The 16,155-nt window shown below is 63.0% G+C and carries 9 protein-coding genes and 1 tRNA gene; 1 reads left to right on the top strand and 9 read right to left on the bottom strand.

What is annotated here, in order from left to right; translation table 11 throughout:
* Positions 1-17: 17 nt before the first annotated feature.
* The 9 genes from BGO64_RS10720 to BGO64_RS10680 form a co-directional block, all read right to left on the bottom strand.
* A complete protein-coding gene (locus BGO64_RS10720) occupies positions 18-2,606 on the bottom strand; it encodes a DUF4118 domain-containing protein (protein ID WP_041212075.1) in 2,589 nt (862 codons plus the stop codon).
* Positions 2,607-2,708: 102 nt separating this feature from the next.
* Positions 2,709-3,236 (bottom strand): potassium-transporting ATPase subunit C, encoded by a 528-nt coding sequence (locus BGO64_RS10715; protein ID WP_286700650.1) that lies wholly within the window; start codon positions 3,234-3,236, stop codon positions 2,709-2,711.
* Between the two features lie 60 nt (positions 3,237-3,296).
* On the bottom strand, positions 3,297-5,354 hold the full coding sequence (kdpB, locus tag BGO64_RS10710) for a potassium-transporting ATPase subunit KdpB (protein ID WP_286700649.1): 2,058 nt from the start codon (positions 5,352-5,354) through the stop codon (positions 3,297-3,299).
* A 55-nt stretch (positions 5,355-5,409) separates the two neighbouring features.
* On the bottom strand, positions 5,410-7,092 hold the full coding sequence (gene kdpA / locus BGO64_RS10705; RefSeq protein ID WP_045788729.1) for a potassium-transporting ATPase subunit KdpA: 1,683 nt from the start codon (positions 7,090-7,092) through the stop codon (positions 5,410-5,412).
* Positions 7,093-7,417: 325 nt separating this feature from the next.
* Positions 7,418-8,767: a glutathione-disulfide reductase gene (gene gorA, locus BGO64_RS10700; RefSeq protein ID WP_113725021.1), complete on the bottom strand. Its 1,350-nt coding sequence runs from the start codon at positions 8,765-8,767 to the stop codon at positions 7,418-7,420.
* Positions 8,768-8,843: 76 nt separating this feature from the next.
* Positions 8,844-10,802, bottom strand: coding sequence for an ATP-binding protein (locus BGO64_RS10695; RefSeq protein WP_286700648.1), 1,959 nt, complete (start codon positions 10,800-10,802; stop codon positions 8,844-8,846).
* Positions 10,803-10,922: 120 nt separating this feature from the next.
* Positions 10,923-14,003, bottom strand: coding sequence for a multidrug efflux RND transporter permease subunit (locus BGO64_RS10690; RefSeq protein WP_039040660.1), 3,081 nt, complete (start codon positions 14,001-14,003; stop codon positions 10,923-10,925).
* A gap of 15 nt (positions 14,004-14,018) precedes the next feature.
* Positions 14,019-15,125, bottom strand: coding sequence for an efflux RND transporter periplasmic adaptor subunit (locus tag BGO64_RS10685; protein WP_041212081.1), 1,107 nt, complete (start codon positions 15,123-15,125; stop codon positions 14,019-14,021).
* On the bottom strand, positions 15,122-15,712 hold the full coding sequence (locus BGO64_RS10680) for a TetR/AcrR family transcriptional regulator (protein WP_010672311.1): 591 nt from the start codon (positions 15,710-15,712) through the stop codon (positions 15,122-15,124). Before BGO64_RS10680 ends, BGO64_RS10685 begins: the two co-directional genes overlap by 4 nt.
* A 263-nt stretch (positions 15,713-15,975) precedes the next feature.
* Here BGO64_RS10680 and BGO64_RS10675 point away from each other — a divergent pair.
* A tRNA-Arg gene (locus BGO64_RS10675) sits at positions 15,976-16,052 on the top strand.
* Positions 16,053-16,155 lie beyond the last annotated feature (103 nt).

Raw genomic sequence — 16,155 nt, 5'->3', positions numbered from 1 at the left:
GAAAAGGGCGGCGACCATCAGGCCGCCGGTGCGTTGAGGGCCAGCGGCAGGGAGATGCGCATGCAGGTGCCGTTGCCGTTGGGGCCGGCGAATGCCCAGATGCGGCCGCCGTGGACCTCTATCATAGCGCGGGAAATGGCGAGGCCAAGCCCGGTGCCGCGGCTGCCGCAGTCGCCGACCGGCTGGGTGTAGAACAGATTGAAGATCTTGTCCCGATCCGACTCGGCGATGCCGACCCCGATATCGATGATGTCGATGATGAGGTCGGGATCCGCCAGCATCACCTTGAACTCGATGGGGGTGCCGGCCGGCGAGTAGCGGGAGGCGTTGTCGAGGATGTTGACCAGCACCTGCTCGATCAGGGCGCCGTGCACATAGAGCCGGGGGATCTGCTGATCGAAGTGCACCAGCAGCTTGTGCTGGCGCCAGGAGGAGTCGAGCCGGCGGCGGGCGCTCTCCACCAGGTCCGCCAGGTCGACCCAGTCCCGTTTCAACTGGAAGTCCGGTGAACCGATGCGGGTCATGTCCAGCAGGTTTTGCACATAGCCGTGCAGGCGGCGCGCCTCGTCCTGCACCGAGTGCAGCAGTTCGATGCGGTCCTCCGCACTTATCCGGTCCCCGTATTCCAGCAGGGTGCTGCCGGCCCCCATGATGGTGGCGAGCGGCGTCTTCAGGTCGTGGGAGACCGAGGAGAGCAGGGCGGCGCGCATCCGGTCGGTCTCCGCCTGCAACTGGCTGTCCGCCAGCCGCTCGTTGAGATCGATCCGCGCCAGGGCGGCGCGGATATCGGTGAGCAGAGCCTGCAGCTGGTGCTCGGCGGCGGAGGTGAGCGGGCTGGCCAGCCGGATGCCCAGCACCAGGTCATCGCCGAGGTGATGATACTGGGCCTCGGCGGCGTTGAGGGTGGCGGTATGGGCACCGGCGCTCTGCTTCTGGGCCAGGCACCAGTCAATGGCGGCTTTGTCGGTCTGGCCCGGCCCGGTCTGGGTGTCACCGGCCCGGTACTGGTAATCCCCATCGAGCGCGAACACGGGCTGCCCAAGGGCGAGGGCGATGGCCTGGGTTCCCTGTCTCAGCACGTCCACCGGGCTGCTGGCGGTGGCCAGCCCCTGGCTCAGGGAGAGCAGGGCGTTGCCCAGTTGCTGGGTCTCGCGCAGGCTGACCAGTTGCTGACGCTGGCGGGAGGCGAGGCGCCCGGCCGCGATGCCGACGATGAGCAGCACGAACAGGGTGAGCAGGTCGCTGTGGCTGGCCACGCTCAGGGAGAAGTAGGGGACGGTGAACAGCAGGTTGTGGCCAACGAAGCCCAGTACCGCAGCCAGGATGGCGGGGACCAGGCTGGTGGTGAGCGCGGTGGCCAGCACCCCCAGCACGAACAGCATGGGCAGGGAGGCGGGGGGCAGCCAGTGGGAGAGGGCCCAGACCGCGGCCGAGGTCCCCCCCATGATGGCCACCGCCAGCAGGCTCTGGCGAAGCTCACCCGGGCCTGCCGTTGGCAGGGTCAGACCGGGTTTGCGCTTCTCGGTATCCACCAGCGTGATCTCGAATCCCTGCGCCTGTTTGAGCAGGTGTTGCACCAGGGATCGACGCCAGGGCGGATTGCGGGATTTGCCGAGCAGCAATTGGGAGACCTGCTGCTGTTCGGCGGTCTCCAGCAGGGCATCGGCCACGGCCGGGCTGGAGAGGGTCAGCACCCTGGCCCCCAGCTGGGAGGCCAGGGCCAGCGCCTGCTCCAGCTCGGGGGAGCGCTGCCCCTTGCTGTCGATGTGCACCACCAGCCAGGGCAGTTGCCTGCGCTGGGCGAAGCGGTGGCCGTAACGCACCAGGGCGGCGCCGTGCTCATCCCCGATGCAGACCATCAGCTTGCCCCGCAGCGGCAAGGTGGTCTTGCCGGCCGCCTGCCACTGCAACTGCAGGTCTCCCTCCACATGGCTGGCGGCGGTCTGCATCGCCAGCTCCCGCAGAGCGGTCAGGTTGTTCAGAGAGAAAAAAGACTGCAGGGCGGCCTTGGCCTGGTGGGGCACATAGACCTTGCCCTCCTTGAGGCGGCCGAGCAGCTCCTTGGGGGGGAGGTCGATCAGCACCAGGCTGTCGGCCTCCAGCAGCACCTGATCAGGCAGGGTCTCCTTGACCCTGACCCCGGTCAGCTGCCACACCAGATCGTTGAGGCTCTCCAGGTGCTGCACGTTGAGGGTGGTGTAGACGTCGATGCCGGCGCCCAGCAGCTCCTCCACATCCTGCCAGCGCTTCTCGTGGCGGCTGCCGGGGGCGTTGCTGTGGGCCAGCTCGTCCACCACGGCGATGGCGGGCTTGCGCGCCAGCAGACCGTCCAGATCCATCTCCTCCAGCCGCTGCTGGCGGTGCAGGTGCAGTGTGCGCGGCAGGATGGCGAGCTTGTCGAGCAGGGCCAGGGTCTCCTGGCGGCCGTGGGTTTCCACCACCCCGATCAGGATGTCGACTCCCTCCCTGGCCTGCTCCCGCACCGCCTGCAGCATGGCGTAGGTCTTGCCGACGCCGGGGGCCGCGCCGAGAAACACCTTCAGCTTGCCCCTGTGCTCCTGCTCCAGGCTCGCCAGCAGGGCGTCTGCCCTCACTTCATCACGCATCCCCGTGCTCCCGTTGCATCGGCCGAACTGCGGCCGTGACCTCATTGCTCATGCTTGTCCCCGTTGTCGAAAGGGAGCCTTTCCGAACGGCAAGGAGCGCCCTCAGGCGCCCTTTTGATGATCGAGTTGCAGGTTCAACTGGAGAATGTTGACCACCTGCGGGCCAAGGATACCAGCTTGTGCCGCCGACTTGACCTGCTCCGTCAACTGAACGGGATCCAGCCCCCGTTGCCCGGCGACCCTATCCACCTGGGCCAGCGCTGCATCGAGGGGCAGATGGGGATCGAGGCCGGAGGCGGAGCGGGTCAGCAGGGCGGGGACCCTGGCTTCCGGCTGCGCCCTGGCCGCAGCTGCGGCAAACTCGGCCCGTAGCGGCGAGCTCATCCCCAGGTTGCTTCCGCCGCCACCTATGGTGGCGAAATCGCTGGCGGAGGGGCGGGAGTGGAAGTAGTCGGCCCGCTCGAATCTCTGGGCTAGCAGGGCGCTGCCGACCACCTGCTGCTTGGCGTTGGTGAGCAGGCTGCCGTTGGCCTGCCAGGGGAAGAGCAGCTGGGCCAGCCCGGTGACGGCCAGCGGATATGCCACCCCCAGCAGCAGGGTCAGGGTCAGCAGGGTTCTGATTGCTATCATGATTTTCTTGCTCCAAATGCGTTGGGTGGATGCGGGTCTGTCCCGCATCCGGTGATGCCGTTACACCAGCCCCAGGCCGGTGATGACCAGGTCGATCAACTTGATGCCTATGAAAGGCACTATCAGGCCGCCGACGCCGTAGATCAGCAGGTTGCGGCGCAGCAGACTGGCCGCCGTTCCCTTCAGGCTGACCCCGCGCAGAGCCAGCGGCACCAGCGCGACGATGATCAGGGCGTTGAAGATGATGGCCGACAGGATGGCGCTCTCCGGGCTGCCCAGCTGCATCAGGTTCAGCGCCCCCAGCTGTGGATAGGCGGCGATGAACAGGGCCGGCAGGATGGCGAAGTACTTGGCCACGTCGTTGGCGATGGAGAAGGTGGTCAGGGCGCCACGGGTCACCAGCAGCTGCTTGCCCACCAGCACCACGTCCAGCAGCTTGGTGGGGTTGGAGTCGAGATCCACCAGGTTGCCCGCCTCCTTGGCGGCCTGGGTCCCCTCGTTCATGGCCAGCCCCACGTCGGCCTGGGCCAGGGCTGGTGCGTCGTTGGCGCCGTCCCCGCACATGGCCACCAGCCGGCCGTCGGCCTGCTCCTGACGGATGTAGGCCAGTTTCTTCTCCGGCGTCGCCTCGGCGATGAAGTCGTCCACCCCGGCTTCGGCGGCGATGGCGGCGGCGGTCAGCGGGTTGTCACCGGTGATCATCACGGTGCGGATCCCCATGTGGCGCAGGATCTGGAAGCGTGCCTTGATGCCCGGCTTGATGATGTCCTTGAGGAACACTACCCCCAGCAGCTTCTCGTGGGTGCAGACCAGCAGCGGGGTACCGCCCTGGCGGGCGATGTTGTCCACCGATTTGAGAATGAGCTCGGGCACCGCCTTGCGATCGAGGGAGAGGTAGCGCAGCACAGCGTCCACCGCCCCCTTGCGATAGTGATGGCCGTTGCGATCCAGCCCGCTCAGCCGGGTCTCGGCGCTGAAGGGGATGAGGATGTCGCTCTCCAGCTGGCTCGGTCTGGTGTGGCTCTTGCCCGCCAGGGTCAGGATGGATTTGCCCTCCGGGGTATTGTCACCGAGCGAGGCCAGCATGGCGGCCTGAGCCAGCAGGGAGGGATCCACGCCGGGGGCCGGGATCAGCTCGTCCGCCATCCGGTTGCCGAAGGTGATGGTGCCGGTCTTGTCCAGCAGCAGGGTACGCACGTCGCCGGCGGCTTCCACCGCCCGGCCCGACTTGGCGATCACGTTGAGCTTCACCAGCCGGTCCATGCCGGCGATGCCGATGGCGGAGAGCAGACCGCCGATGGTGGTCGGGATCAGGGTGATGAACAGCGCCAGCAGATAGAGCCGGGGCACCTGGGTGCCGTTGTAGTCGAGGAACCAGGGCAGGGTGGCCACCACCAGCAGGAAGATCAGGGTCAGCCCCACCAGCAGGGCATCCAGCGCCATCTCGTTGGGGGTCTTCTGCCGCTTGGCTCCTTCCACCAGCGCAATCATGCGATCCAGCGTGCTTTCGCCCGGGTTGTTGCTGATGTGCACCCAGATCTGGTCGGAGACGACGGTGGTGTTGCCGGTCACGCCGCTGCGGTCGGTGCCCGACTCGCGGATGACGGGGGCGGATTCGCCGGTGATGGCCGCCTCGTTGACCGAGGCGATGCCGGCGACCACTTCGCCGTCGGCCGGGATCATCTCGCCGCTGCGCACCAGCACCAGATCGCCCTTGAGCAGGCTGGTGGCCGGTACCCACTCGCCCTTGTCATCCTGCGGGCTGGTGACTCGACGTGCCTTGAGCTGGCTCATGCCGGCCTTCAGGCTGTCGGCCCGCGCCTTGCCGCGCCCCTCGGCCAGGGTCTCGGCGAAGTTGGCAAACCAGAGGGTGAGCCAGAGCCAGGCGGTCAGCTGCCAGGCCAGCGATGGGGCAACGCCGGAGAGCGGCTGCCCCAGCAGCGACTCCAGGGTTGCCATCACGGCCGCCAGCCAGAGGGTGAACAGGATGGGGCTGCCAAACAGCGCCCTGGGGTTGAAGCGATAGAGGGCTTCCACCATGGCCTGCAGGATCTGTGATTTCTGTTTCTTGCCCTTCACCTGAATGGTGTCGGTGCTCATTGAAGCGGACTTGCTCATTGGAAAGCTCCCTGCATCGAATAGTTGGTCACGCAGATCAGTGGGGTGTGCAGCATCAGAAGGCACCTCCCAGCAGGCTCAGGTGTTCCGCCACCGGGCCCAGCGCCAGTACCGGCAGGAAGGAGAGACCCCCCATCAGCAGCACGGTGACGATCAGCAGGGTGATGAAGAGCGGGCCGCTGACGGGGAAGTCCCCCTCGCTTCGCTCCTGGCGCGGGGCACGGGCCAGCTGGCCGGCGATGGCCAGCACCGGAATGATGTAGCCGAAGCGGCCGAGCAGCATGGCCAGCCCGATGGCGATGCACTGCCAGCTGTCGGCGGCGGCAAAGCCGGCGAAGGCGGAGCCGTTGTTGCCGGCGGCCGAGGCGTAGGCATAGATCAGCCGTGACAGACCGTGGGGGCCGTCGTGACCGATGACGGTGGCGGAGTTCGGCATCAGCAGGGTAATGCCGCCGATCACCAATACCCCGACCGGCATCACCAGCATGCTGGCGACCACCCACTTCATCTCGGTGATGCCGAGCCGTTTGCCCAGATAGGTCGGAGTGCGCCCCACCATCAGGCCGCACAGGAACACGGTCAGCAGCACGAACAGCATCATGCCGTAGATACCGGCACCGACGCCGCCGAACACCACTTCACCCAGCAGCATGTTGATCATGGCGACCATGCCGGCGAGCGGGGCGAAGCTGTCGTGCATGGCGTTGACCGAGCCGTTGGAGGCGGCGGTGGTGGCCACTTCCCAGATGCTGGACAGCACGGGGCCGAAGCGGCTCTCCTTGCCTTCCCAGTTGCCGGCTTCGCTGGTGAGGTGGGCGAGGGCGGGATCCGGCTTCAGCTCCTGGCCGATGGCGAGGCAGAGCCCCAGCACCAGCATGATGGTCATGGCGATGAGGATGGCGCGGCTGTGGGCCAGATCCTTCACGTAGCGCCCCAGGGTGCAGACCATGGCGGCGGCCAGCGTCAGCAGGGCGACCATTTCCAGCCAGTTGGAGAGGGCGGTGGGGTTTTCGAACGGATGGGCCGAGTTGATGCCGAAGAAGCCGCCGCCGTTGGAGCCGAGCTGCTTGATGGCGATCTGGGAGGCGGCCGGGCCGAGCGGCAGCAGCTGCTCCTGGCCTTCCAGCGCGTGGAACGGCAGGTAGGCCGACAGGCTCTGGGGCACCCCCTGCCAGACCAGCAGCAGCGCCAGGATCAGCGCCATCGGCAGCAGCACGTAGAGACAGAAACGCACCAGATCCTGCCAGAAGTTGCCGAGGTGGGTGGTCTGCTGGCGGGCGATGCCGCGAAACAGGGCGATGGCGACGGCGGCGCCGGTGGCGGCGGAGACGAAGTTCTGGGTGGTGAGCCCCACCATCTGGCTGAAGTAGGAGAGGCTGGCTTCGCCGGAGTAGGCCTGCCAGTTGGTGTTGGTCATGAAGCTGACCGCGGTGTTGAAGGCGAGTTGCCAGTTCAGTCCGGGCAGCTGCTGCGGGTTGAGGGGCAGCAGACCCTGCGCCAGCAGGATCAGGAACAGCAGGCCGAAGCCTGCGCCGTTGAAGGCCAGCAGGCTGAGGGCGTAGGACTTCCAGTCCTGCTCGCGCCCGTCCGTGCCGCAGCAGGCCAGGGTGGCGCGCTCAAGCGGGGCGAGCCAGCGACTCTTGCCTTCAAACACCCGATAGAGGTAGTTGCCAAGCAGAGGCGCCGGCAGCAGCACCAGCAGCACGAACGCGACGGGATAGATGATCTCTTGCCACATATCCGGTTCCTCACTCATGGGTGCGCGCGAGAGCGCGCAGCAGATAACCCGCGAGGGCGAGGACCAGCAGCAGATATAGCCAATTCATAACGACTCCGTTGAGGTAATTAGCGTCAGGGATCGATGCATATCCGTGTCGATCCCATGGGTCTCATTGACGCTGAAAGGGTATGTAAAACGGGCGTAAAGGCGCCATAAAGCCCAATTTGGCTGGCGTAAAATCGGCGTAAAGAAGGGAGGTTTTGCTAGCTGGTGGACGGGCAAGGCACAAAAAACCCGGCCTGGGCCGGGTTTGGTAGCAAGTTGCTGTGACTTTGATATGCGGTTAGCGCATGGTCACAAACTCTTCCGCGCTGGTCGGATGGATGGCAACGCAGTTGTCGAAGTCCGCCTTGGTGGCGCCCATCTTCATGGCGACGCCGAAGCCTTGCAGGATCTCGTCCATGGCGAAGCCGATTCCATGCAGACCGACCACCTTCTCTTCCGGCCCGACGCAGACCAGTTTCATCCGGGTGGGCTGGCGATGCTGGGTCAGCGCCGAATACATGGCGGTGAACTGGCTGCGGTAGACCTTCACCTGATCTTCCCCGTATTCGGCGACGGCTTCCGGCTCGGTCAGGCCGATGGTGCCGATGGGCGGGTGGCTGAACACCACGGTTGGCACCAGATCGTAGTTGAGGTGCTCGTTCGGCTTGTTGTTGAACAGCCGCTCTGAGAGGCGGCGCCCCGCTGCTACGGCCACCGGGGTGAGCTGGATGCGGCCGGTGTTGTCACCGACGGCATAGAGGTTGGCGACGGCGGTGTTCTGGAACTTGTCGGTGGGGATGAAGCCCTTCTCGTCCAGGGTGATGCCGGTGGCAGCCAGATTGAGGTTGTCGGTGGCAGGCTCGCGACCGATGGCCCAGATGAGGCAGTCCACGGTGAGGTGGCGACCATCTTCCAGTTGCAGGGTCAGGCTGTCGTCTGCGTTCTTGATGACGGCCTTGGGAATGGCGTGGGTGTGCAGCTTGGGCCCTTCCTGCGCCATGATCTCCACCAGGGTCTCGTGGATCATGGGGTCGAAGTTGCGCAGCGGCGCATGCTTGCGCACCACCAGATGGGTCTCGGAGCCAAGGGCCTGCATCACGCCTGCGATCTCCACGGCGATATAGCCGGCACCCACCACGGCAACCCGTTTGGGCTGGCTTTGCAGGTCGAAAAAGCCGTCGGAGTCGATACCCAGTTCGGCGCCCGGAATGGTCGGGACCTCGGGGCGGCCGCCGGTGGCAATCAGGATGTGATCAGCGCTGTAGTGCTCGCCGTTCACCTCGACGGTATGGCTGTCGACGAAGCGGGCGAAGCCCTTGATGACAGTGATCTGGTTCTTGCCCAGCACGTTCTGGTAGGACTGGTGAATGCGCCCGATATAGGCCTGACGGGATTCGACCAGCTTGGCCCAGCTGAAGTGGTTGAGCGTGGTGTCGAAGCCGTAGTCGGCGCCATATTTCAGGGCATCGGCGATCTGGCCTGCATACCACATGGCCTTCTTCGGTACGCAGCCGACGTTGACGCAGGTGCCACCCAGCTCTTTGGCTTCGATCAGGGCGACTTTCTTGCCGTACATGGCTGCCCGGTTGGCCGAGGCGATGCCGCCGCTGCCGCCACCGATGGCGATGTAGTCAAAATGCTGTGCCATTGCGAGGTTCTCCGCTCGTTAAGAATGCAGTCACAGCATGATGGGGACAAAGCGGCCGGCCCACAAGAGCCGGTGCTCAGTTCTGCTGGATGGGCAGACGAATGTGGAACTGGGCACCCTGGCCCGGTTCGCTGGCGCAGTGGATGCGGCCGCGCAGCAGCTGGACCACCAGGTTGTAGATGATGTGAGTGCCGAGCCCGCTGCCACCCTGGCCCCGCTTGGAGGTGACGAAGGGATCGAAGATGCGCGGCAGTATCTCCGGGGGGATGCCGCGGCCGTTGTCACTGTAGTCGATGACCAGCTCGTCTCCCTGCTGCGCCACCTGGATGGTGATCTTTCTGGGCCTGTCCCAGCCATCGAAACCGTGATGGATGGAGTTGAGGATCAGGTTGGAATAGATCTGGGTGAAGCTGCCCGGGAAGGAGTAGATGCTCAGCTTGGGATCGCACTGGATGTCCACCTCGCACTGGGCCTTCTTGAGCTTGTAGCCGAGGGAGACCACCACCTGATGCAGGTTGTCGGCGAGGCTGAAGTTGTATCGGGCCTCGGAGGACTGATCCACTGCCACCTGCTTGAAGCTGGCGATGAGCTCGGAGGCGCGGCGCAGGTTGCCTTGCAGCAGTTGCATCGACTCGTCGAGATTCTGGGTGAATTCGTTGAGGTAGGTGCGGGAGAGCTGCTTGGCCTCGATATGCTGCTTGAAGTCGGCCACCCGCTCCTGCAGGTAGGAGGAGGCGGTGACGCTGATGCCGATGGGGGTGTTGATCTCGTGGGCCACGTCGGCAACCAGGGAACCGAGGGAGGCCATTTTCTCCGACTCCACCAGGGTCTGCTGGGCCTGCTTGAGATCGTCATAGGCCTTGCCCAGCTGGTCGTTGGCATCGCTCAGGCTGCGGGTGCGTTCCGCCACCTTGCCTTCCAGCTGCTCGTTGAACAGGGTGATCTCCCGCTCCACCTTTTTGAGGGGGGTGATGTCATAGCCAAAGCCAATCAGGTACTTGAGGTTAGGCCCCTCGTAGAAGGGAGCGAAGGTCCACTGCAGTACCAGCTCGTTGCCCTGCTGGTCGTGCATGGTGATCTCCCTGTCCTCCAGGGCGCCCTGATCGGCCAGGGTGGCGGCCAGCTCGTCACGCTGCTCCTTGCTGACAAAGAGATCCAGCCAGTTGTGCTGCAACAGCTCCTGGTGGTGATAGCCGGTGAGCAGGATGGCCGCCGGGTTGATGCTGGCGATGTTGAGATCCGGCTCCATGCAGCAGATGACCATGTTGGCGGAGTTGATCAGGGTGGCGGAGAAGTCCCGCTCCTGCTGGAGCTGATCGGCGGCCTGATGGCGGGCCGTGAACTCGTCGTTCAGCCGGGTGCGCATCTGGTTGAGGGTGGCGGCCAGGGTATCGAATTCGTCAGGGGACTTGCGGGGCAGGGGCCGACCTTCCAGGGTCAGCTCCACCGCGAGGCGATCCAGGCTCAGTTTCTGGGCATAGCTGACGATGCGGTTGATATGACGGATCACCAGATAGTAGATGATGACCAGGATGCAGAACGAGACGACCAGGGTCTTGATGGTCTGGCTGACCAGGATCAGCACGGATTTCTCGATGAGGCGCTGGTAGACCTGCTCCAGGGAGGCGGCGACGAACAGCTTGCCGACCACTTCCCCCTGATAGCTCAGGGTGAACTCGCGGGAGATGTCGTATTGGGGCTGCTCCACCCCCTGGGTGAGCAGGGGCACTTCCGAATTGCCCAGCATCTCCTTGACCATGACGAACTGCATGTTGGGCAGGTTCATGATGCCCTCGATCTGCACCTTCACCTGCTCTTCATCCAGATTCCAGAGACTGGCCGAGATGGGTTGCAGGAAGGAGGCCTCGATCTGGCCGATGCTGGCCTCGATGACGGTCACATCCTTGTTGTAGTCCCAGGCGAGCTGAAGCACGGTGATGAGCAGTGCCAGCACCGTACTGCAGATCAGAATGTAGGAAAGCAGACGATAAGAGAGTCCGTTAAGGCCGACGGCCTTGGAGAAGATTCCTGACATGGCGTCCTTGCGGTCTGGATTGAGTGCGGTTTAGTTTAACTGCTTCATGGACTTATGTCGTGTGTCATCCAATGGATAAAAATAAGGCCCCTTTCGGGGCCTTATTTGTGTGGGCTGGGATCAGTGACCGCCCTTGGCTTTTGCCGGGATGGATTCGTCGAATTCCGGCAGCGGCTTGTGTTCGGATGCCAGGAAGGTGTAGATGACCGGCAGCACGAACAGGGTGAACAGGGTGCCGATGGCCAGACCCGCCACGATGACGATGCCGATGCTGAAGCGCTGTGCCGCCCCCGCACCCGAGGCATAGAGCAGCGGGATAAGGCCTGCGATCATCGCCGCCGTGGTCATCAGGATGGGGCGCAGACGGACCTTGGCAGCCTGCATCACGGCTTGCATCCGGTTCAGACCATGGAGCAGCTGCTCCTCCTTCGCCACCTCGCAGATCAGAATACCGTGCTTGGTAATCAGACCGACGAGGGTGATGAGACCGACCTGGGAGTAGATGTTCATGGTGGCCATGCCCCACGCCAGGGCTATCAGCGCGCCACTGATGGCCAGCGGCACCGACACCATGATGACCAGCGGGTCACGCACGGATTCGAACTGGATCGCCAGCACCAGGAAGATGATGGCCAGGGCCAGGGCGAAGGTGGCGTAGAGCGCATTCCCTTCGGTCACGAACTGGCGGGCTTCACCCATGAAGTCGTAACGATAGCCTTGGGGCAGCTTCTCTTCCGCGGTCGCCTTGAACCAGTTGATCGCATCCCCCATGGCCACGCCCGGTGCCGGTACGGCGCCGATGGTGGCGGAATTCAGCTGGTTGAAGTGGGGCAGGGCACGGGGCTCTCCCTTCACTTCAATCTTGATCAGGCTGCCCAGCGGGATCGACTTGCCGTCGGCGGCACGCACGTAGTACCCCTTGATGGACTCGGGGTTGAGACGGAACTTGCGCTCCACCTGCGGGATCACCTCGTAGGAGCGGCCATCCAGGTCGATACGGTTGACGTAACCGTCCGCCATCATGGTGCCCATGGTGATGCCGATGTCTTGCATGGTGATGCCGTAGGCACCCGCCTTGTCCTTGTCGATGCTGATCTTCATGGTGGCCGAGTCGTAGTTCAGATCGAGATCCGAATAGACGAACTGGCCGTTGGCCTGGGTTGCCGCCAGCATCTCACCCGCGATCAGGAACAGGCTCTCGAAGCTGTTCGGGGTGGTGATGACGAACTGGATGGGCAGACCGCTCGAGGCCCCCGGCAGTTCCGGGAACTGGAAGGTGGTGATGGCCATCCCGGGGATGTCCTTCACCAGACCGGCAACCCGATCCAGCACCTCTTTCTGGCTCGCTTCACGCTGGCTCCATGGCACCATGGAGGCGATACCGAACGCCTGATTGGAGTTGAACACCCCTGAGAAGACCTGGGAGTAAGCGATCTCCGGCTGGTCGTCCAGGACTTTGTTCACGTCCGCCATGGTGTTTTCGATGTAGTCCAGGTTGGCGTTGGAAGGCGCCGTCCCCAGCACCGCCATGACGCCTTTGTCCTCGGACGGGGCCAGCTCGCTCGGAATGAACTTGAACAGCAGCGGCAGGCTGGCGAACACGATGACGGCAAACAGGATGACCACGATGCGCTTTTGCATCACGGCATGGAGCATGGCGTCGTAGCGGGCCGTCATCCGGTCCAGCAGATCGTGTACGGTACGCTCGAACTTGCCGGGCTCCTCGTTGGCCCTGAGCATCTTGGCGCACATCATGGGCGACAGGGTCAGGGCGATGATGCCCGAGACGAACACGGCGCCCGCCAGGGTCAGCGCGAACTCCTTGAACAGGGAGCCGGTGATGCCCCCCATCAGGGCGATGGGCGCATACACCGCCGCCAGGGTGACCGTCATGGCGATGACGGGCACGGCGATCTCCCGGGTACCTATGATGGCGGCCCGGAACGGCTCTTCCCCTTCCTTGATGTGACGGTCGACGTTCTCCAGCACCACGATGGCGTCATCCACCACCAGACCGATGGCCAGCACCATCGCCAGCAGGGTCATGAGGTTTATGGAGAAGCCGAACATGTCCATCATCATCACCACGCCGATGAGGCTCAGGGGAATGGTGATGATGGGGATGATGACCGCCCGGAACGAACCGAGGAACAGGGTGATCACCACCAGTACGATGGCGGCCGCCTCCAGTATGGTCTTGATGACCTCGTGGATGGATTCGTTGATGGCGATGGTGGAGTCATACAGGACGTTCACCTGCATGGTGCTCGGCATGTTGCGCTTCAGGCTCGGCAGCAGCTCCAGCACATCGTGGGCGATGTTGATGGGGTTGGCTGTCGGGGCTGCGTTGATGGCCAGAACTACGGCCTCGCGGCCGTTGGCGCTGGCGCGATAGATGTCGTGGCTCTTCTCCAGGGAGACCTTGGCGATGTCGGAGAGACGGATCACCTTGCTGTCGCGGGTGGCGACCACCAGACGCTTGAGCTCTTCGATGTTGCCGACCTGGGTCTCGGCGTTGCCGTTGAACAGGGTGAAATAGCCGGTGGCCTGGCCGGTCGCGGACTGATAGTTGTTGCTGTTGAGCACCGTCATCACGTCGCTTGAGGTCAGGTCAAAGGCGGCCATCTTGGCCGGATCCAGCCACACCCGCAGGGCGAATTCGACCCCGCCATACAGATCCACCTTGGAGACCCCGCCCACGGTAAACAGCTGGGGCTTGATGACCCGCTCCAGGTAGTCGGTGATCTGGCTGGAGTTGAGCTCCGGGCTGGTGAAGCCCATGTAGAGCACCGCCGTGGTGGAGCCGGTGGAGGAGGTGACCGAAGGGTCTTCCGCCTCTTTGGGCAACTGGGAACGCACCGAGTTGACCTTGGCCAGGATGTCGGACAGCGCGGCGTTCGGATCGGTGTTGAGCTTCATGTACGCCGTCACCGTGGAACTGCCCAGCTGGCTCGAGGAGGTCATGAAGTCGATGTTGTCGGCCTGGGCGACCGCCTGCTCCAGGGGCTGGGTGATGAAGCCCTGGATCAGGTCCGCACTGGCGCCATAGTAGCTGGTGTTGACCGTGATGACGGTGTTGATCACCTCGGGGTATTCACGCACCTGCATCTTGAAGATGGCCTGGAAGCCCAGCAGGGCTATCAGGAAGCTGAGCGAGATCGCCAGCACAGGCCGTTTTATGAATATGTCAGTAAATCGCATCGCAGCTCTCCGCGCTTACAGCATCGGGGTTTGTGCCGGAACGGCAAGGGCATCGTTCTCGACCACGTGCACCTTGGTATCGTTGCTCAGGCGAACCTGACCCGACAGCACGATTTGATCGCCAGCCTTGATGCCGGACAGCACATGGACATCGTTGCCGCGACGCTCACCTGCCTTGACCACCACCTGCTTGGCGCGTTTCACGCCGTCAGCCTCGTGAATGACGTAGACGTTCTCGCCATAGAGGGTGAAGGAGATGGCGGACTGCGGGATCACGATCTGGTCCTTCACCGTGGGCAGTATGATGCTGGCGCGGGCGAACATGCCGGAACGGAGCTGGCCGTCGTTGTTCGGGATGTCTGCCTGCACCTGGATCAGGCCGCTCTGATAGTTGACCGCGGGCTCGATGGCCGTGATCTGGCCGTCAAACTGGGTCTGGGGATAGGCATCCACGTTGATCTTGATGGTCTGTCCGAGGGTGATTTTGGAGATGTCGGTCTGGGGCACGGTGAAGCGCAGGCGCATCACGCTGGTGTCTTCCAGGCGCACGATCTCGGTACCGGGCTCCAGATACTGGCCGAGGAAGACGTTGCGCAGGCCCACGGCGCCGCTGAAGGGGGCTCTCACCTCACGACGGGCGATGGTGGCCTTCAGACTGTCGATGTCCGCCTCCAGGGAGCGGTAGCTTGCCTCGGCATCATCCAGCTGGTCCCGGGAGATGGAGTTCTTCTGATAGAGGTTCTTGTAGCGCTCGAACTTGGCCCTGGCTGCCGGCAGTCTGGCCTGGGAAGAGTTCAGATTGGCTTTTTCCACACTGGAGTCCAGGCTCAGCAGCAGTTGATCCGCTTTGACATGTGCCCCCGATTCGAACCGGATGCTGTCGATGGTGCCTGACAGCTCGCTGGAGAGGGTGACCCCCTGGTTCGGCTCGATGAAGCCGATGGCTTCAATGGTGGGGACCCAGTCCTGCGCCTTGGTGACCATGGCGGTGACCGGGAACTCGGGCTCGGGCCGATTGGCCATGAACTCTGCAATCTTCTTCTGCTTGAACATATTGAAGCCGATGACACTGCCAAACAGGGCGAGTGCTATCAGCAACATGATGGCCATCCACTTTTTCATGAACAGGCTCCTGTGATGGAAACATTAGGGTTTAAAATGGCATTCCAGCTGGCCCGGATGACCGTCTCCAGCTGTTCCTGCGTCAATTCGAAATCGTGAACCCGGCGCTGCTGTGCCAGGTTGGCCACGCAATCCAGACTCAATGCTTGCAACACCAGAATGGGGAGATCGATGAAGAGTCCCTGTTGGCGTCCTTGCTCAAAGAAGCGCTCAAGTGGCGCCCACGTCGCCATTATGACCGGATCCCGCTCCAATTCAGCCCCCAATGGAGAACTTTCGTACTGCAATTTGCACTTGAGTGCATTGGGGTAGCTGGTGAAGATGGCATCGATGTTGAGCCAGAGGCGTCGATACTGCTTATAGGACACCTCTTCTATCTGCACACCTTCCATGACCAGGGGATGACACTTGAGGATAGTGTGCTGATAGAGCTGGCGGATCAGGTCATCCTTGTCGCTGAAATAGCGATAGATGGTGCCTGCCGCCACCTTGGCTTTCTTGGCGACCACGGCAATGGAAAGGCCGTAGAAGCCCTGCTCGCCGAGGATCTCGTGAGCTGCTTCGAAAATGCGTTCTTTCTTATCCATGGTTATCAGAGGTCAACGACTGAATGAACGTTCATTCATTCTAGGTGGGCGCAAAGGCAAGTCAAGCATTGCCCATCATCTCTGACCCTATGGGGTGAGGGATTCAAAAAGTAGTGGGGAATTGCTGGATCCAGCCTGAACAAAACAAAAATAGTTGAAAAGGGTCGGAAGTGATTGAAAAACAGGCACTTGATTCTTTGTGTCAAAAAAAGAGTAGACAAGGTCGGCATCATCATCAATAATGCGCCCCGTTCGACAGCGTAGCGCCCGTAGCTCAGCTGGATAGAGCGCTGCCCTCCGGAGGCAGAGGTCACAGGTTCGAATCCTGTCGGGCGCACCATCAAAAGTGCGCCGGTTAAACGGGCGTGTTGAAGAACGAAAACAGCTGTGGTGGCTGTAGCTCAGTTGGTAGAGTCCCGGATTGTGATTCCGGTTGTCGTGGG

Origin of the sequence: Aeromonas sp. 62-46, from assembly GCF_001898585.1 — a bacterium.
Taxonomy (GTDB): Bacteria; Pseudomonadota; Gammaproteobacteria; order Enterobacterales; family Aeromonadaceae; genus Aeromonas; species Aeromonas caviae.
Note: the sequence above shows the minus strand (reverse complement) of the source record. Positions and strands in the feature narration are given on the sequence as shown.